Genomic DNA, 16,614 nt, shown 5'->3' on the forward strand with positions numbered 1-16,614 from the left:
TGGAGGGGGAGTTCGCGGAAACGGTTCTGTGGGTTTTGCGCGCCGTTCGGTCAACTCTTCGTTGCATACCTAGAGATCGCGTGAGGATCATATGAAGAAGGTTTCTGTGAGTGGAAGCCAGCGCTCCGCAGATGTTCTGATCTCCGGACCTCCGGTTCTTTCCGGAGCGACGTTCCCCCCGCTCGTGATTGGAACTTTTGATGCGTGACATGACTCCTCAGATCGCCACCGCCGAGCTCTCCGACGCCGACCTCGACAACGTCTCCGGCGGCGTCGCCGCGTCGGTCGGCGGCAACGTCGCCGCCGGCCTGGACGGCGTGGCCGGCAGCGTTGCCGGCTCCGTCGACGGCGTCGACGGCCTCGCGGGCGGCGTCACCAGCGCGGCCTCCGGCGTTGCCGGCTCCGTCCCCGGCGTCGGCACCGTGACCGGCCTGGTTGGCTGAGCGCCTTCGCTTTCAGGGGCCCCGGCACGCGTGTGAAGCATGTGTGCCGGGGCCCCTGGCTGTGGCCGGGCATTCCGGGCAACTGCGGTGCCCGGCCCGGCAGTTGCGGGCAAGAAGCGATCCCGGGCCCGTGACGAATCAGAAGATCACGTGACGATTGAGGGAGACGGGTGTGACGAGTGGCAGCCGGGGTCGCTGAGATGTTCTGATCCCTCACCTCCGGTGTCACCGGAGTGACGTTCTCCCGCTCATCGATTGGAACTTGAATGCGCAACACGATCGAGACCGCCGAGCTCTCCGACGCCGAGCTCGACAACGTGTCCGGCGGTGTGGGCGCCTCCCTCCCCGGAGGCCTCGCCGGCGTCGACGTGACCCCCGGCCCGGGTGGCGCCGCCGCCAGCGTGAGCGCCAACGTCCCCGGCCTGGGCGGCATCAGCGGCACCCTGAACGCGGGCGTCCCCGCCGTCGAGGGTGCCTCCGGCATCGTCGGCTGACCGGCTCCGAGTACCACCACCGGCAACGCCCGGTGCCAAGGGCCCCGCTGCGCACGTGAGTTGTGCGTACCGGGGCCCTTGGGCTGCCGGGTCCGGCGGTGCCCTGGCGCCGAACTGCCGCGGCGGGTGCGTCAGCCGGTCGCGACGCCCTGCGCGTCGCACCCGAACGCCCTGAGCTCCGGGGCTTTCCCGCGGTGCCGCGATCCGGCGGTCCCGGTACGGCGAAGAGCCGACGCCGGCGGTCCGCCGACGGGATAGGTGGGCAGTGATGCGGGGCGGGGAGTGCGTGTGGGGAGCCGGTCCGCACTGTTGGCGTGGGCTGTGCGGACCGGCGTGGCGTTGTGGTGGGTGGGTCAGTTGTTGCAGCCGGGGGGGATGACGGGGCTGCCCGCGCAATTGGTGGGCGTGTTGCTGGTGATGGCGGAGGAGATGAAGGTGATGGGGGTGTCGGTGAAGAGGCCGCCGGGTGCAATGGTGGAGGAGTTGCCGGTGACTCTGCTGTTGGTCAGGGACAGGTCTCCGTCGTCGTTGTAGATGCCGCCGGCTTGTCCGTTGGCTCCGGTGATGCGGTTGCCGCTGACTCGGCTGCTGATCAGACTCAGCTCGTCCTCGTTGTAGATGCCGCCGCCATATCCGTCGGCTCCGGCGATGGTGTTGCCGCTGACGACGGAGCTGCGCAGCGTCAGGGGGCTGAAGTTGATGATGCCGGCCCCTTCGGTGTCGTCGCCGTTGGCGGTGTTGTTACTGACGGTGGTGCTGTTGAGGGTCAGGGAGTCCGAATCGTTGTAGATGCCGGCGCCCAGAGCATCCTCTTCGGTGGCCGTGTTGCCGGTGATGGTGCTGCTGTTGAGGGTGATGGTGCCGCCGTCGGAGTCGACGGCGCTGCCGTCCTCGGTTTCGTTGTTGCGGACGGTTGTTCTGGTGGCGGTCAGCGTTCCCGCGTCGCTGTCGAGTCCGCCGCCGTAGGAGCCCGCGTGGTTGTCGTTGAGGGCGATGGTGTCGAGTGTGCTGTTGCCCTCGTTGCTGAAACCTCCGCCTTCATTGCCCGCGTTGTTGTCGTTGAGGGCGCTGTTGAGGATGGTCGAGGCGGCATTCTGGGCGATGAAGGCTCCGCCGCCGTCGCCGTCGGCGGTGTTGTCGGTGACGGTGACGCCGGTGATGAGGCGGAGGTCCCCGCCGGCAGAGGTGAGGATGCCTCCGCCATTTCCGGTGGTGTCCCCGCCCCGGATGGTGAGTCTTTGGAGGCTGAGGCGTCCGTCGTTGCCGACTTCGAAGATGCGGAACTGGTCGGTGGCTGCGGCGCTGCGGGCGATGGTGGCGTTGTTGCCGACGATGCTGATGGGTGTGGTGATGACGGGGAGGCCGTTTTCGTCGTTGTCGGCGGCGGTGAGGGTGTAGGTGCATCCGGTGGCGAGGATGAGGGTGTCGCCGCCGTTGGCGTTGGCGTCGTTGACGGCGTCGATGAGAGCGGTCGGGGAGCAGGGCACGGTGGTGGCGGCGTGGGCGGCGGGGGCAGTGAGGGTGCCTGCGGCCAGAGCAGCGCCGGCGGCGGTGAGGAGGACGCGGGTGGGCTTCATCGGGTCTCTTTTCTGCGGTGGGCAGGCCGCCGAAGGGGCGCTGCCGATCGGCGGTACAGGCGACGGCCAGCGAGGACCGGAAGGTCCCGGTGCTTCCTGATCTGTGCTGCAGTGATACAAAATTCAGAATCGGCGCCCAAGAGACACGACGGGGCGTCATCCGAACGGTCCCGCGCGCATCAGCAACCTGCCGCGCCGGCAGAACCCACTGCCCCTCCAAAGCACCACCAGCGGCCCCGGACCGGTCGGGACTTTCTCGTTCCGCACGGGCACGGGCCTGCGGCGCGTGCCCGTGGCGGCTGAGAGCCCCACCCGGAGAACGGAACAAGGCCCCCTGCCCGGCATCAGCCGGACAAGGGGCCTTCGGATCGTGCTCAGCTCCGCGTGTCAGGCAGGCTGTCCCGTCAGACGAACTGGTGCCCGTGGAGAATCCAGTCCGTCCACACCGTGGAGCTCGGTCCTCCCCGACGCCGAGGACGTCACCGTAGAAGCGGCGTGCGGCGTCCAAGTCGTCGACGGGCACGGCCGGATGGAACCCGTGGGACGGGGGAGTCGAAGGGTGGTCACAGGCTCTCGCCGGCTTCCTGCGGGGTCGTTGCGCCGTCGCCGGGCCGACGGTCTCGGGTGGGGCCGCCCGTACGACCTCTGCACGTTCGGGTGAAGCACCGCCGACCCGGCACGGGCCGCGGAGGCGGACCCTACGGTGACGGGGCAGGTGACATCATCGCCCGCATCCTGCGAGGAAAACGCATGCCTCTCACGTCGAAGAGCCTCCCCGAGTACTGGGACACCTACAAGCCGCACAAGGGCGACGGGACGCCGTCCGCCCCCGAGGTCGACTCGTTCGAGTGGACGCAGTACCCCGGGCACGGCCCCGGAGCCGGCTTCATCGGACGGCCCCGCACGGCCTTGGAGCTGGGCTCCGCGGAGGGGAAGGAGGCGGTCTTCCTCGCCCGTACGGGAGTCGAGGTGACGGCGCTCGACTTCTCGCCCGCGCAGACCGCACGCGCGCGGCTGTGGTGGGAGGGAACCCCCGGGCTCTCCTTCGTCACCGCGGAGGCCTGCGAGTATCTCGCGGAGACGACCGCCAAGTTCGACGCGGTCTTCTCCCGGTGGGGCGCCGTGTGGTTCACCGACCCGGAGCGGCTGGTGCCGCTGGTCGCCCGCCGGCTCAACCCCGGTGGTGTGCTGGCCCTTTCGCAGGCCGAGCCGATCGAGGGCTTCTACGGTCCCCAGGCGATGTACGGCAACGGCCTCAGCGGACGCAGGCTGCCGGTGCTGCGCTGGTCGTACTCCACCGGGATGTGGGCGGACCTGCTGGAGCGCAACGGCTTCACGGGCATCGACGCCTGCATCCTGCCCGCCCCCGACCCGGACAACGTCGGCACGCTGATGGTGCGGGCCAGAACTCCCGCGGAACCGGCGCCGCCGCCGGCGCCCGCGCCGGCCGGACGGCGTCGTCAAGCGCGATGACGGGCAGGGGTGTCGTGTCCTCGCCCGGAGCCCGCGCGGCGCCCCCGGGGCAGTGCCGGGATGCCGAATCCCGCCTCGCTGTTCGTGAGTTGGCCCACGGGGGGCGTGCGCGCGGGAACTGGCGCGCCGAACCGGGCGTCCGTGCTGGCATGGAATCGCGTGAGGGCCGTGACGGGCGGCAGGGGACGGCTGCCGCAGCCGCTGCCGGATGTCTCGTCGCGGCTGCCGCGGCGGCCACCGGGTTCGCGGTGTGGTTCGTCTTCGCGCGCTCCGGTGTGGCCGGCGGCTTCGAGGGACGACGCGACTGGAGCCTGCTGTACATCGAACTCCCGGGCATGGTGGCAGGCTTCCCGCTGATCGCGGTGCTCACCTGGTCCCTCACCCGCGCCGTCTTCCGTGGACGGGGCCGACGCGGCACACGGGCGGTCGTCGCGGCCGCCGTCGTGGCCCTGACGCTGCTGCTGCTGTCCTGGGCCTGCGGGGTCTGGCTGGAGCACCGCGTCGACCGGCTCGGACCGCTCTGACCGGCCCGAGCCCGTCCTCCCGCCCGCGCCGCCGAACCGCCGGGCTCATGCGCGCGCCCCGCGCCCGGCGTCCCCGCGGCCCCGGGCTGTCGGACCGGCCGCGGCGCCGGCGTACGGGCGGAGAGCCCCACCGGCGGTCCCCGGCTCCGCTTCCCGAGGGCGGGCCGGGATTCACCCGGGGTTCATCGTCAGGTCGACTCCCCGCGGAACTGCGCCCATAGCGTCGTCCTGCTGCCGTATGCACGGAGATCCGGAGGGGACCATGCGCAAGCTGCTGACGGTGCTCGGCTCGCACCCGGGCGGAAGGTCCGCGATGACCTGCCGCTACCGGTGCGGTGACGCCTGCTTCCACGAAGCGCCCAACACCAGCGGCAACGAGTACGCCGGTGACGTCATCGCCCGGGCGCTCTCCCGCCGTTCGGTGCTGCGTGCCGGGGCCGTCGCGGGGGTGGTGGCCGCCGCCGGAACGGGTGCCTGCAGCTCGGACTCCGCCGGTGCGGTGTCGGCCGCGGACGCCGAGGCGAAGGGCAAGCCGGCCAAGGGGCTGCGCTTCACGCCCGTCGAGCCGAACACCGACGACAAGGTGACCGTCCCGGACGGTTACGAGCAGAACATCGTGATCCGCTGGGGCGAACCGATCCTGCGCGGGGCCCCCGACTTCGATCCCGAGAAGCAGTCCGCGAAGGCGCAGAAGGGGCAGTTCGGTTACAACAACGACTTCCTGTCGCTGCTGCCGCTGAGCAAGCAGGAGGGCGGCAGCAGGCGGCAGTTGCTCGTCGCCAACCACGAATACACCGACGAGGTCCTGATGTTCGCGGGCTACGACCCCGACGACCCCACTCGCGAGCAGGCCGAGATCGGCTGGGCCGCGCACGGCCTCTCCGTCGTGGTCGTCGAGGGCGAGAAGGACTCCGGCGCCCTGCGGGCCGTGCCGCGCCACCGCCTCAACCGCCGTGTCACAGCGACCACGCCCTTCGAGGTGACCGGCCCGGCCGCCGGCAGCAAGTGGCTCCGCACGTCCGCCGACCCGGACGGCACCACGGTGCTCGGAACCCTCAACAACTGTGCGGGCGGCACCACTCCGTGGGGCACGACCCTGCACGGTGAGGAGAACGTCGACCAGTACTTCGCCAACACCGAGAAGGTCGAGGACGACGAGCACCGCAAGCGGCTGGAGCGCTACGCCCTCAAGGGCACCGACACGGAGCGCAAGTGGGAGCGGTTCGACGACCGCTTCGACGTCACGAAGGAGCCGTACGAGCCGCACCGCTTCGGCTGGGTCGTCGAACTCGACCCGTACGACCCGGATTCCAGGCCCCGCAAGCGCACCGCGCTCGGCCGCTTCAAGCACGAGGGCGCCCAGCCGCGGCTGACGAGCGACGGCCGCGCCGTCGTCTACATGGGTGACGACGAACGCTTCGAGTACCTCTACAAGTTCGTCTCGTCGAAGCGGATGCGGCGCGGCGGGAGCCGGGCCGACCACGAGCACAACATGACGCTCCTGGACCACGGCACGCTGTACGCCGCCAAGCTGACGGGCGACAGCCCGGAGGACGAGATCGACGGTTCGGGCGAACTGCCGTCGGACGACCAGGAGTTCGACGGCCGTGGCAAGTGGATTCCCCTCGCCACGGGCGACGAGTCGCATGTGGAGGGCATGACCGCGGACGAGGTGTACGTCTTCACACGCATCGCCGGCGACAAGGTGGGCGCCACCAAGATGGACCGCCCCGAGGACGTCGAACCCAGCCCCCGCACCGGACGCGTCTACGCCGCCCTCACCAACAACTCCGACCGCGGCGCCGCGGGCAAGGCCGGCCCCGACGAGGCCAACCCGCGCAAGGGCAACAAGCACGGCCACGTGCTGGAGTTCACCGAGCGGGGGAACGACCCGGCCGCGCGCCGCTTCACCTGGCGGCTGTTCCTGGTGTGCGGCGACCCCGAGGACCCGGACACCTACTTCGGCGGCTTCCCCAAGGACCAGGTCAGCCCCATCTCCTGCCCCGACAACGTCACGTTCGACGACTTCGGCAACCTGTGGATCTCCACGGACGGCGCCGAACTCGGCTTCCAGGACGGCCTGTTCGGGGTGGCCACCGCGGGGCCGCGGCGCGGCGAGGTCCGGCAGTTCCTGACCATGCCCAACGCCGCCGAGACCTGCGGGCCGATCGTGCAGGACAGGCGCGTCCTGGTCGCCGTCCAGCACCCGGGCGAGGAGGACGGCGCGAGCGTCGAGAAGCCCGCCTCCCAGTGGCCCGACGGGCCGGACGCATACGTACGCCCCTCGGTCGTCAGCGTCTGGCGCAAGGACGGCGGCGACATCGGGGTCTGACGGACGCCTCCGCTCCGCCCGCCGTGCGCGTGTGATCGACTGCTGAGCGGCAGCCCGCAACGGGCAGCCGGCAGACGGCACGCCGGTGTGCGCGCGTGCGGCGAGCGAGCGGAGCGGAGGGCGTCGGATGACTCTGGCCTGGGTGGTCCTCATCGTCTCGGGGGTGCTGGAGACCGTATGGGCGAGTGCCCTGGAGGCGTCCGGCAATTTCCACAGGCTGTGGCCTTCGCTGCTCTTCCTCGGCGCGCTCGCGGCCAGCATGGCCGGGCTGTCGTACGCGGTGACGCACATCCCGCTGGGCACCGCATACGGCGTCTGGGTGGGCATCGGAGCCATCGGCACCGCCGCCTACGGCATGGCGGTGCTCGGCGACCCGGTCACGGCGGCACGTGTGCTGTGTCTGCTGCTGATCGTCGCCGGAGTGGTGGGGCTCAAGCTCCTGCACTGAACCGGGAGGGCCGGGCACTGACGGACCGAGGCACCGATGCACTGACGCACCGCGGCGCCGGCGCACCGATGCACTGAGGCACCGCGGCCCCGGGCCCGGGCCGGGCCGCCTCCCGCGTCCTCGCGGCGCTCCGGGCCACGGCCGCGTGCCGCGACGCCTCCGGTACCGCGGCCGCGTGCCGGATGAGCAGGTCTCGTGCCGTACGTGTGTGATTCCGCCGCAGCGGGTTACCGGCGGCGCGTGAGGGCACTCTCCGGGTTCGGCGGGCAACCGAACGGTCCGTCACCAAACGTGTCCGTATGGACGATCCCGAGCAGAAAGGCTGGACCCCTCGTGTCTGCACCACCGCTGCGCCAGAACCTGCGCTTCGACGCGGACGGCGTCGAGATCTACGGCTATCTGGCGCTCCCGGAGAGCGGCACCGGCCCCGGAGTCATCGTCATCCAGGAGTGGTGGGGGCTGACCGACCAGATCGCCGAGGTGACGGACCAGTTCGCCGCCGCCGGCTACGTGGCACTCGCCCCCGACCTCTACGGCGGCCGCACCACCCACGACAGCGACGACGCCGCCCGCCTCGCCTCCGAGCTGCCCATGGGCACCGCCGTGCGCGAACTCGTGGGCGCCGTCGACTACTTGCGCGGCCACGAGGCCGTCCGGGGAGACGCCGTGGGCGCCGTGGGCTTCTGCATGGGCGGCGGCTTCGTCCTTGCGCTCGCCGCCGAGGCGGGGGAGAAGATCGCCGCGGCCGTCCCGTTCTACGGCGTCGTCAGTGACGACGAGGTCGACTTCACGAACCTGAGGGCCGATGTCCTCGGCCACTACGGCGAGTTGGACGAGAACGCCACCCCGCAGCGCGCCGAGGAGATCGCCGCGCGCATCCGCAGCGAGTCCGGGGCGAAGGTGACCATCGAGCGCTACGCGGCGGGTCACGCCTTCGCCAACGAGGAGAACCACCTGGGCACTTACGACCCGGAGGCGACGCGGCTCGCCTGGGAGCGCACCCTCGCCTTTCTCGGGGAGCGGCTCTGAGCGCGGCGGCGGACGCTGCGGCGCGCCACCGGACGCTGCCGTCGTGCCGCAGGACGGTGCCGGCCCTGATGCCGGCCGGCCGGCGACACAGGCCTGGGCGCCGGAGGAGGAGCGGCGACCAGGCCTGTGCCGCCGCGCCGTCCGCCGCTCGCGCATCCCCCGGGTCAGACCCTTCCTCTCGCCCGCCTCCCGGCCCGGACCGCTCGACTCGCGCGCGTCCCGGCCCGAACCCCCCGGCCCCCCGCTGAACTTGCGTCGCAGCCGCGGCAGGAGGACGAGCCGCGGGAAGGGGGACGGGCCGCGGGGCTCCGCTCAGGGCAGCAGCACGACCTTGCCGCCGGGATGGCCGTCCGCGAGGAAGCGGTGCGCGTCGGCCGCCTCCGCGAGGGAGTACGTACGGGCGACGACGACCTCGATCTCCCCCTGGTGTGCGAGCTCGGCCAGCTTCCGCCACGAGCCGGCTCTGATCTCTGTGCCTGGGTCGGCGTTCGGGCCGCCGCCGATCAGCTTGATCCCGGTGTCGGCCCGGTCGAAGGCGATGATGGAGACGATGCGGCCGGGGTCGGGCACGAGTTCGAGGGAAAGGTCGATCGCCTCCCGCGTGCCGGAGGCGTCGATGACCGCGTCCACTCCGCCGGGTGCCGCCTCGCGTACACGTTCACGCAGGCCTTCGCCGTACCGCACGGCGGTCGCTCCGTAGCGTTCGACGGAGTCGAGATGGCTTTCGCCCGCCGTGCCGATGACTCTCACGCCGTCCGCCACCGCGATCTGCACCGCGAGCAGGCCCACGCCGCCCGACGCCCCGTGGATCAGCAGCGTCTCGCCCTCGGAGACACCGGTCACGGTGAGGGCGTGCACGGCCGTCGAACCGGCGAGCCGCAGCCCGGCGGCTTCCTCCCAGGACAGTTCCGGCGGTTTCGGCGCGACGCTCGACGCGGGCACCGTCAATTCGGTCGCGTAGGCGCCGGGAGCCGGGTGGACCATCACCTCGTCCCCGACCGACAGAGGCCCGGCAGGGCCCTCGGCGTCCCGGCCGACGGCGGTCACCACGCCGGACAGCTCCAGGCCGACAGGCATCGGCAGCGCGGCCGGATCGGCGCCCATGGCGCCGCTGTAGAGCTTGTAGTCGACGGGATTGACCCCGATGGCCATGGCCCGCACCGTGACCTCGCCGGGGCCCGGGGCGGGGACGTCGGACTCGATCAGGGAGAGGACTTCCGGGCCGCCGTACGAGTCGGCCACCACACGCTTCGCCATGCCGCGGTCCCTTCGTTCGGGTGTCCGTCACCCGCCAGGGTCGCACCGGGCGGCCCGGCACGCGCGGCGGCCGGAAGCCGCACGGGCGCAGACAGCCCGGGCGCGGGCGGGGCGGTCCGGGGGACCGGGAGTCGCCCGGACCCGGGAGAGACCGGGGGACCTGGGTCCGCCCGGCACCCCGCCGTCACGGCGCGAGCGTGCGCACCGGCTCTCCCGCCGCCCAGGCGGCGATGTCCTCCAAGGCCTCCCCGTAGAAGATCCGGTACGTCTCCTCGGTGACGTATCCGATGTGCGGGGTCAGGACGGTGCGGGGCGCGGTGCGCAGCGGGGCGTCGGCCGGCAGCGGCTCGACGTCGTAGACGTCCAGGCCGGCACCTGCGAGACGCCCCTCGATCAGGGCGTCGACGAGTGCGTCGGTGTCGATCAGCGGACCGCGTGAGGTGTTGACGAGGTAAGCGGTGGGCTTCATCCACGACAGCTCCTCCCTGCCGATCAGCCCCCTGCTGCGTTCGCTGAGCTTGTAGTGGACGGTCACGATGTCGGACTCGGCGAAGAGGGTCTGCTTGCTGACCGGCTCGGCGCCGCGCTCGCGGGCGGTCGACGGTTCGAGGTTGCTGCTCCAGGCCAGCACGCGCATGCCGAACGCCCGCCCCACGGTGGCCACTCGCGACCCGAGCCGTCCGAGCCCGACGATGCCGAGAGTGCGTCCGTACAGGTCACCGCCTATGGAGTGCTGCCACTGCCCTTCGCGGACCCCGGTCGACTCGGCGGGGATGTGGCGCAGCAGGGAGAGGATGAGCCCCCAGGTGAGCTCGGGTGTCGCGGTGGCGGGGCTCTGCGTGCCGCAGACGGTCACGCCGTGGCGTTCGGCGGCGGCCAGGTCGATCGAGGGGTTGGCCATTCCGGTCGTGACGAGCAGACGCAGGTCGGGGAGGCGCTCGAACCGTTCGGCGGTGAACGGGGTGCGCTCGCGCATCGCGACGACGACCTCGTAACCGCGCAGTGCCTCGGCGAGTCCGTCGGTGCCGGCGATGTGCTCGTGGAAGAAGGTGACTTCGGCGTCCAGACTCTGCCAGTCGGCGAAGTGGTGGGCGGCCTGCTGGTAGTCGTCGAGGACGGCGACGCGCACGGTCGTTCCTTTCGTACGGGATCACTGGGCCCCGGGTCCCCCTGGACCGCGGTGCCGTCTGGGGCTCGCTGTCGTCCGGCCCCGGGCCATGGCGTCCGGGTCGCGGAAGACGTGCGGGGATCACGGGCGAACTGCCCCTGACGTGGACCTTAAGTCCTTCGCGCGCTTCCGCGTAGTCCTGGGGCGGACGCGGTCCCCGATGTGACCTGGGACGCGCGGATGCGCGGACGCCCCCGGACGCCGGACGCCGGACGCCGGACGCCCGGACACCGGCCGGGCCCGGGGCGTGCCGTGCGCCGCCGTGCGCGCCGGACCGTACGCAGCGCGTCGGCGGCCGCTCTCCCGCACGGCACCGTCATGACACCGAACCGGTCCCGCACTTGAAAAGCGTTCCGGCACGGGTCCGGCACGTGTCCGGTATGGACGGTGACTCGTTCCGGAAGGTATCGAGGCCGTCAGGGGCGGCACAGAACACCCGAGGAGTACATCGCCATGCCCAAGAGGACCGCACGGTCACTGACCGCCAACCGTTCGAGGCTGTCGCACAAGGCCTCCTATGCCCTGCGCAACCCGGGGCGGGTCGCCCCGTACGTGCGTCGTGCCCTCCGGGACGCCTGGCTGCGGTTCAGGCACCCGGACCATGTCGGCTACTACCGGGCCGTGATGGCCTCGGACACCGCGAACAACCCCGAGGCCGCGGTCGGGAGCGGCAGCCACGAGAGGTGGCTCGCGCTGGGGCGGATGCAGTTCGACTTCCTCAAGGAGCACGGGCTTCGGCCCCAGCACCGCATGCTCGACATCGGCTGCGGAAACCTGCGTGCGGGCTGGCGGTTCATCCAGTACCTCGACGCCGGCAACTACTACGGCATCGACATCTCCCCCGACATCCTCATCTCCGCGAAGGAGACCCTCACCCGGTACGAACTGCAGGAGAAACTGCCCCACTTGACGCTCACGCACGACCTGAAGCTCGACTTCCTGCCGAGCGGTCACTTCGACGTCGTGCATGCGCACAGCGTCTTCTCCCACTCGCCGATCGAGGTCATCGACGAGTGCCTGTCCAACGTCGGTCGGGTCCTGGCCCCCGGCGGCTTCTTCGACTTCACCTTCGACCGTACGGAAGGCGCAGAACACCAGGTGCTGCGTGAGGACTTCTACTACCGGACGGAGACGCTGGCCGCGCTCGCGCGGAAGCACGGTCTGGCCGCCCGCTTCATGGACGACTGGGAGAAGCTTCCGCACAAGCAGTCCAAGATCCGGGTCTCGCTCGAGGACTCGTCCGTGCCTGCTGAGAACTGACGTCTGCCGGGGGGACGGGAACGGGGGGAACGGGAACCGGGCCGGGGACGGGCCGGGGACGGGCCGGGGTCCCGAGCGTCCGATGCGGCTCCCGGCCCGGGTGACGCCCGCCCGTGGCCCGCCGTCTGCGAAGCGCCACGCGTGCTATTGACGGCGCGCCCCCGCGCCGGTGAGGTGGCTGTTCAACCCCCCACAGACGGAAGGCAGTTCACATGCAGGGCATGACCACGGGCTCGCCGTCCCCCGGCGGCGGCCCGGGAGGCATACGCAGAACCGCACGCATCCTCGCCACACTGACAGTGGTGGCTCTGGCCGCGGGGAGCGGCACGGGTTACTCGTCCGCCCAGGACGCCCATGGCGCGAAGGACGCCCGTGGCGCGAAGGGCGCACAGGGCACGGTGAAGCGGACGGACGGTGCGCAGCACCCGGGCAAGGGCGGGACCGGCGAGGCGCGCGAGGGCACGTCCCCCTTCACGGGGCTTCCCGCCGATCCGGCACCCGTCCTGGCAGTGAAGATCGACAACCACAAGGACGCACGCCCTCACACCGCGGTCGAGGACGCCGACATCACCGTCGTGGAGAAGGTCGAGGGCGGGCTGAGCCGGCTGCTCGGCATCTACTCCAGCAAGCTGCCCGACTCGCTCGGCCCCGTTCGCAGTGCCCGTGCGTACAACGTGGAGCAGCTGCGGATGTTCGACCGTCCCGCGCTCTCCTACTCGGGTGCCCGCGCGGGAGTCGAGGACCTGATAGAGAAGTCGCCGCTCCACGCCCGCTCCCACGACAAGTACCCCGAGCCCTATTTCCGCGGCGGCGACAACGAGGCTCCGCACAACCTCTACGTGCACCCGGACGAGCTCCTCGAGACCGCGCCGGAGGCCAGCGAGAGCGCCGACATAGGTTTCCGCTTCGCGGACGACGCTCCGGAGGGCGGCGAGCCCACGAAGGAGCGCTCGGTCGACTACGGCTCGGCCGAGACCACCTTCAACTGGTCGGAGAAGGAGGATCGTTGGCTCACTTCGTTCGACGGTGCTCCGGCGACGGGCACCGGCGGGGCGCGGCTGGGCGGCAAGACCGTGATCGTGCAGAAGGTGGAGATGCCGCCGGACGACGGCGGTACGCCGTACGAGAAGACCGTCGGCAGCGGCGATGCGACGGTGCTGCGCGACGGCAAGGCGTACGAGACGAAGTGGGAGCGCCCGACCGCCGAGTCGGGCACGAGCTTCACCCTGCCGACCGGTGAGCGGATGCCCTTCGACCGCGGCAACGTATGGCTCGTCTACGAGGAGGCCTGAGCCTCCACGAGGAGGCCTGAGCCTCGGCACCTGCCTCGCGCGCGGACGCGCGTGCCCGCGGTGCCGGCGGCGGGACGTCCGCCCGCCGCCGGCACCGCGGGCCGTCGCTCAGCGCAGCGGAATGCCGGCGCCGCGCTCGGACTCCGGGCGCGGACCGAAGATGCGGCGGTCGCTCTCGTCGATGCGCACGTCGTTGATGCTGGCCTCGCGGCGCGCCATCAGGCCCTGCGGGTCGAACTCCCACAGCTCGTTGCCGTACGAGCGCCACCACTGGCCGTCCGCGTCGTGGCACTCGTACTGGAAGCGCACGGCGATGCGGTTGCCTTCGAAGGTCCACAGGTCCTTGCGCAGCGCGTACTCCAGTTCGCGCTCCCACTTCTTCGTCAGCAGTTCGACGATCTCCGCCCGGCCGGTGACGAAGGCGTCGCGGTTGCGCCACACCGAGTCCTCCGTGTAGGCGAGCGAGACCTTGTGCGGGTCGCGCGTGTTCCACGCGTCCTCGGCTGCCTGGACCTTCTGACGTGCGGTCTCCAGGGTGAACGGCGGCAGTGGCGGACGAGCGTTCATGTCGGGTGCCTCTCTCGACGTCGTGCTCCGGACGGGCTCCGGCTTCCGTGCGGTCGGGGCGGCGCCCTTCCCTTCCCGCACCTCCAGGGGCTTACCGGACGCCCGGCCTCTTTTCCACCCTTGTGCGGCGCCGCACCGCCTCCGTCCTCAGACCGGCACGACGGTCACGGCGCTGTCCAGCCCCTTGAAGTCGTCGGCGTTCCGCGTGAAGAGAGGCAGACCGTGGAACGAGGCGATGGCCGCGATCATAAGGGGGCTCACGTGACCAGGTACTCCTCGTCCCGTACGTCCGTGATGAACATCCGGCCGGGTGCGTGGGTGATCGCGAAGGGCGGGCGGGACGCCATCACGGCAGCCTGCGGGGTCACGCCGCAGGCCCAGAAGACGGGCACGTCGCCGGGGTGCAGCTCGGTGCGGTCGCCGAAGTCCGGCTCGTCGACGTCCGCTATGCCGAGCAGCGCGGGGTCGCCGGTGTGGACGGGCGCGCCGTGGACCGCGGGCATGCGGCCCGTCACGCGGACCGCGGTGGCCACGGACTCCTCCGGCACGGGCCTCATCGAGACGACCATCGGCCCGTGCATCGCGCCCGCGGGACGGCATGGGTGGTCCGTGACGTACATGGCGACGTTGCGTCCCTGCTCGATGTGGCGCAGCGGAACCCCGGCCTCCGCGAGCGCCCATTCGAAGGTGAAGCTGCAGCCGATGAGGAAGGTCACCAGGTCCTTCCGCCACCGGCCGGTCACTTCGGCGGGCTCCTCGACGAGTTCGCCGTGCTCCCACACCCGGTACGCGGGCAGGTCGGTGCGCAGGTCCGCGCCGGGGGCGAGCACGGTGGAGGTCTCTCCCGGGTCCGTCACGTCGAGCAGCGGGCAGGGCTTGGGGTTGCGCTGGCAGAAGAGCAGCACGTCGTAGGCCCAGTCGCGCGGTACGGAGATGAGGTTGGCCTGCGTGTATCCGGGGGCACGGCCGGGCGTGGGGCCGGCGTCGCCGTCGCGGATCAGCGCCCGCGCCTCGGCGGCGCGGGCGGCCGCGGTCGCCTGCGCCGGCCGGGGAGCCGGTGTGCCGTGCGTCGTGGCGGGTGTCGCTGGGGGCATGGCGTGTGACCTCCGTCGGTCGGGCGAGCGGCACTTGTGACGACCGGCGTGGCCGGGCCGGAGTCGACCGGCCCGGCCACGCGGTGCGCCGGGCGGGTCAGACCAGCGCCCGGCCCCGGGTCTCGGGCAGCCCCAGCAGGGCGATGAGGGCGACTCCGTAGCCGGCGGCCCCGAAGACGAGGGCCCCGCTGACCCCCCAGCTGTTGGCGAGGAAGCCGACCAGCGTGGGGAAGAAGGCGCCGACTGCGCGGCCCGTGTTGTAGACGAAGCCCTGCCCGGTGCCGCGTACGGCCGTCGGGTAGAGCTCGCTGAGGAAGGAGCCGAAGCCGCTGAAGATGGCCGACATGCAGAAGCCGAGCGGGAAACCCAGCAGCAGCACGAGGGTGTTGGAGCCTGTCGGCACGTTGGTGTAGGCGAGGACGGCGAGCGCGGAGAGCACGGCGAAGACCGCGACGTTGCGCTTCCGCCCCAGCTTGTCGGTGAGGTAACCACCGGTGAGGTAGCCGATGAAGGCACCGGAGATCAGGAACGTGAGGAAGCCGCCGGTGCCCACGACGGTCAGCCCCCGGTCCGTCTTGAGGTAGCTGGGCACCCAGGTGGCCAGCGTGTAGTACCCGCCCTGCACACCGGTGGAGAGCAGCACGCCGAAGAGCGTGATACGCCGCAGTCCGGGCTCGAAGATCGCGGAGAAGGAGCCCCGTTCGCGGCTGTTCAGGCGCTGTTCGGCGGCCTGCGGCGCGTCCGTGACGTTGCGGCGCACGTAGATGATCAGCAGTGCGGGAAGGGCACCGGTCCAGAACAGGATGCGCCAGGCGACCGACTCGTCGAAGAGCTGGAAGACGGCCGTGTAGACGATGACCGCAAGCGCCCAGCCCACGGCCCACGAGCTCTGGATGACGCCGAGGGTGCGCCCCCGGTTCTTCGCCGTGGCGTACTCGGCGACGAGGATCGCGCCGACGGCCCACTCGCCGCCGAAGCCGAGGCCCTGCAGGCCGCGGAAGACCAGCAGCGTCTCGTAGTTGGGGGCGAAGCCGCACAGCAGGGTGAACAGGGCGTAGGTGACGACGGTGAGGATCAGCGTCCTGACGCGTCCGATGCGGTCGGCGAGGATGCCCGCGAGCGCGCCGCCGAGGGCGGAGACGACGAGGGTGACGGTGGTGAGCAGGCCGGTCTGGCCCGGGTCGAGGCTGAAGTACGCGCCGATGGCGACCATGCCGAGCGGCAGCGTGAAGAAGTCGTAGGAGTCCAGCGCGTAGCCGCCGAACGAGCCCGCGAAGGCGCGGCGCCCGGAGGCGCCGAGCTCCTTGAACCAGCCGAACGGCCCGCCGGAGCCCTCGCCCGGCCCCGAGCCGGGTTCGCTGCCGGGGTCGCTGACGGGTTCGCTGCCGGGATCGCGTACGGAGGCGTGCTCGGACCCTGCGCCCTCCTCGGGGGCATTCGGTATCGGGTTGCTTTTCATGTGCACCTCGCAGAGGGAGAAGGGCGCCGTCTTGGATGTGGGCGAGCCTGTGGTGCCTGCTCGATGTCCGGGATAACGTAGAGGATCGTTGAACGATCCTTCAAGGGGTTCGTAGCGCTGTATGCGGGGCATGGACGCCAGGGGAGCCGGGGAGCAAGAAGGGGGCGTGAGTTGGAGACGACCGATCCGGAGCCTGC

The 16,614-nt window shown here is 71.3% G+C and carries 15 protein-coding genes and 1 pseudogene; 9 read left to right on the forward strand and 7 right to left on the reverse strand.

All coding sequences use genetic code 11. The features are described 5' to 3' along the window. Nucleotides 1-209: 209 nt before the first annotated feature. Both H180DRAFT_RS05680 and H180DRAFT_RS05685 read left to right on the forward strand, forming a co-directional pair. A complete protein-coding gene (locus H180DRAFT_RS05680) occupies nt 210-443 on the forward strand; it encodes a type A2 lantipeptide (protein WP_254665892.1) in 234 nt (77 codons plus the stop codon). A 266-nt stretch (nt 444-709) separates the two neighbouring features. Further along, nucleotides 710-937, forward strand: coding sequence for a hypothetical protein (locus H180DRAFT_RS05685; RefSeq protein ID WP_055484842.1), 228 nt, complete (start codon nt 710-712; stop codon nt 935-937). 353 nt (nt 938-1,290) lie between these two features. Here the strand turns inward: H180DRAFT_RS05685 and H180DRAFT_RS05690 are convergent, their stop codons facing one another. After that, nucleotides 1,291-2,514, reverse strand: coding sequence for a hypothetical protein (locus H180DRAFT_RS05690; protein WP_055484843.1), 1,224 nt, complete (start codon nt 2,512-2,514; stop codon nt 1,291-1,293). 750 nt (nt 2,515-3,264) lie between these two features. Between H180DRAFT_RS05690 and H180DRAFT_RS05695 the strand changes: the two genes are divergently transcribed. The 5 genes from H180DRAFT_RS05695 to H180DRAFT_RS05715 all read left to right on the forward strand — a co-directional run bounded on the left by H180DRAFT_RS05695 (nt 3,265) and on the right by H180DRAFT_RS05715 (nt 8,320). Further along, on the forward strand, nt 3,265-3,987 hold the full coding sequence (locus H180DRAFT_RS05695; RefSeq protein WP_055484844.1) for a class I SAM-dependent methyltransferase: 723 nt from the start codon (nt 3,265-3,267) through the stop codon (nt 3,985-3,987). Between the two features lie 149 nt (nt 3,988-4,136). Further along, the gene (locus tag H180DRAFT_RS05700; RefSeq protein WP_055484845.1) at nt 4,137-4,511 is read left to right on the forward strand and encodes a hypothetical protein; all 375 of its coding nucleotides are present in this window, start codon (nt 4,137-4,139) and stop codon (nt 4,509-4,511) included. Nucleotides 4,512-4,773: 262 nt separating this feature from the next. Continuing rightward, entirely contained in the window at nt 4,774-6,843 is a 2,070-nt protein-coding gene (locus H180DRAFT_RS05705; RefSeq protein WP_055484942.1) for a PhoX family protein, read from the forward strand. Nucleotides 6,844-6,970: 127 nt separating this feature from the next. Beyond that, nucleotides 6,971-7,291, forward strand: a complete 321-nt coding sequence (locus tag H180DRAFT_RS05710; RefSeq protein WP_302622427.1) for a DMT family transporter — start codon at nt 6,971-6,973, stop codon at nt 7,289-7,291. Between the two features lie 333 nt (nt 7,292-7,624). Further along, nucleotides 7,625-8,320: a dienelactone hydrolase family protein gene (locus tag H180DRAFT_RS05715; protein ID WP_055484846.1), complete on the forward strand. Its 696-nt coding sequence runs from the start codon at nt 7,625-7,627 to the stop codon at nt 8,318-8,320. A 312-nt stretch (nt 8,321-8,632) separates the two neighbouring features. Here the strand turns inward: H180DRAFT_RS05715 and H180DRAFT_RS05720 are convergent, their stop codons facing one another. Both H180DRAFT_RS05720 and H180DRAFT_RS05725 read right to left on the reverse strand, forming a co-directional pair. Then, nucleotides 8,633-9,577: a quinone oxidoreductase family protein gene (locus tag H180DRAFT_RS05720; RefSeq protein ID WP_175437718.1), complete on the reverse strand. Its 945-nt coding sequence runs from the start codon at nt 9,575-9,577 to the stop codon at nt 8,633-8,635. A gap of 184 nt (nt 9,578-9,761) precedes the next feature. After that, nucleotides 9,762-10,706: a D-2-hydroxyacid dehydrogenase family protein gene (locus H180DRAFT_RS05725; RefSeq protein ID WP_055484847.1), complete on the reverse strand. Its 945-nt coding sequence runs from the start codon at nt 10,704-10,706 to the stop codon at nt 9,762-9,764. 492 nt (nt 10,707-11,198) lie between these two features. Here H180DRAFT_RS05725 and H180DRAFT_RS05730 point away from each other — a divergent pair, with 492 nt between their 5' ends. Further along, the gene (locus H180DRAFT_RS05730; protein WP_055484848.1) at nt 11,199-12,005 is read left to right on the forward strand and encodes a class I SAM-dependent methyltransferase; all 807 of its coding nucleotides are present in this window, start codon (nt 11,199-11,201) and stop codon (nt 12,003-12,005) included. 221 nt (nt 12,006-12,226) lie between these two features. Beyond that, nucleotides 12,227-13,297 carry a DUF3048 domain-containing protein gene (locus H180DRAFT_RS05735; protein WP_079099885.1) on the forward strand — a complete coding sequence of 357 codons (1,071 nt, stop codon included), beginning with the start codon at nt 12,227-12,229 and terminating at the stop codon, nt 13,295-13,297. A 108-nt stretch (nt 13,298-13,405) separates the two neighbouring features. On the opposite strand, the gene H180DRAFT_RS05740 is transcribed toward H180DRAFT_RS05735, so the two are convergent. The 4 genes and pseudogenes from H180DRAFT_RS05740 to H180DRAFT_RS05750 all read right to left on the reverse strand — a co-directional run bounded on the left by H180DRAFT_RS05740 (nt 13,406) and on the right by H180DRAFT_RS05750 (nt 16,417). Continuing rightward, complete coding sequence (locus H180DRAFT_RS05740) at nt 13,406-13,864, reverse strand: nuclear transport factor 2 family protein (protein ID WP_055484946.1); 459 nt, start codon at nt 13,862-13,864, stop codon at nt 13,406-13,408. A 147-nt stretch (nt 13,865-14,011) separates the two neighbouring features. Beyond that, a pseudogene (locus H180DRAFT_RS28465) lies at nt 14,012-14,116 on the reverse strand (type II toxin-antitoxin system VapC family toxin); the annotation flags it as partial. A gap of 5 nt (nt 14,117-14,121) precedes the next feature. Then, entirely contained in the window at nt 14,122-14,958 is an 837-nt protein-coding gene (locus H180DRAFT_RS05745; RefSeq protein ID WP_055484849.1) for a putative hydro-lyase, read from the reverse strand. Between the two features lie 97 nt (nt 14,959-15,055). After that, nucleotides 15,056-16,417, reverse strand: coding sequence for an MFS transporter (locus H180DRAFT_RS05750; RefSeq protein ID WP_079099860.1), 1,362 nt, complete (start codon nt 16,415-16,417; stop codon nt 15,056-15,058). Nucleotides 16,418-16,614 lie beyond the last annotated feature (197 nt).

Source organism: Streptomyces sp. WMMB 322, from assembly GCF_900090145.1.
Lineage (GTDB): Bacteria > Actinomycetota > Actinomycetes > Streptomycetales > Streptomycetaceae > Streptomyces.

Bases quoted from the DNA above. Each gene is read 5' to 3' on its own strand.
- H180DRAFT_RS05680 (WP_254665892.1), top strand. From the start codon at position 210: ATGACTCCTCAGATCGCCACCGCCGAGCTCTCCGACGCCGACCTCGAC.
- H180DRAFT_RS05685 (WP_055484842.1), top strand. From the start codon at position 710: ATGCGCAACACGATCGAGACCGCCGAGCTCTCCGACGCCGAGCTCGAC.
- H180DRAFT_RS05690 (WP_055484843.1), bottom strand. From the start codon at position 2,514: ATGAAGCCCACCCGCGTCCTCCTCACCGCCGCCGGCGCTGCTCTGGCC.
- H180DRAFT_RS05695 (WP_055484844.1), top strand. From the start codon at position 3,265: ATGCCTCTCACGTCGAAGAGCCTCCCCGAGTACTGGGACACCTACAAG.
- H180DRAFT_RS05700 (WP_055484845.1), top strand. From the start codon at position 4,137: ATGGAATCGCGTGAGGGCCGTGACGGGCGGCAGGGGACGGCTGCCGCA.
- H180DRAFT_RS05705 (WP_055484942.1), top strand. From the start codon at position 4,774: ATGCGCAAGCTGCTGACGGTGCTCGGCTCGCACCCGGGCGGAAGGTCC.
- H180DRAFT_RS05710 (WP_302622427.1), top strand. From the start codon at position 6,971: ATGACTCTGGCCTGGGTGGTCCTCATCGTCTCGGGGGTGCTGGAGACC.
- H180DRAFT_RS05720 (WP_175437718.1), bottom strand. From the start codon at position 9,577: ATGGCGAAGCGTGTGGTGGCCGACTCGTACGGCGGCCCGGAAGTCCTC.
- H180DRAFT_RS05730 (WP_055484848.1), top strand. From the start codon at position 11,199: ATGCCCAAGAGGACCGCACGGTCACTGACCGCCAACCGTTCGAGGCTG.
- H180DRAFT_RS05735 (WP_079099885.1), top strand. From the start codon at position 12,227: ATGACCACGGGCTCGCCGTCCCCCGGCGGCGGCCCGGGAGGCATACGC.
- H180DRAFT_RS05740 (WP_055484946.1), bottom strand. From the start codon at position 13,864: ATGAACGCTCGTCCGCCACTGCCGCCGTTCACCCTGGAGACCGCACGT.
- H180DRAFT_RS05745 (WP_055484849.1), bottom strand. From the start codon at position 14,958: ATGCCCCCAGCGACACCCGCCACGACGCACGGCACACCGGCTCCCCGG.
- H180DRAFT_RS05750 (WP_079099860.1), bottom strand. From the start codon at position 16,417: ATGAAAAGCAACCCGATACCGAATGCCCCCGAGGAGGGCGCAGGGTCC.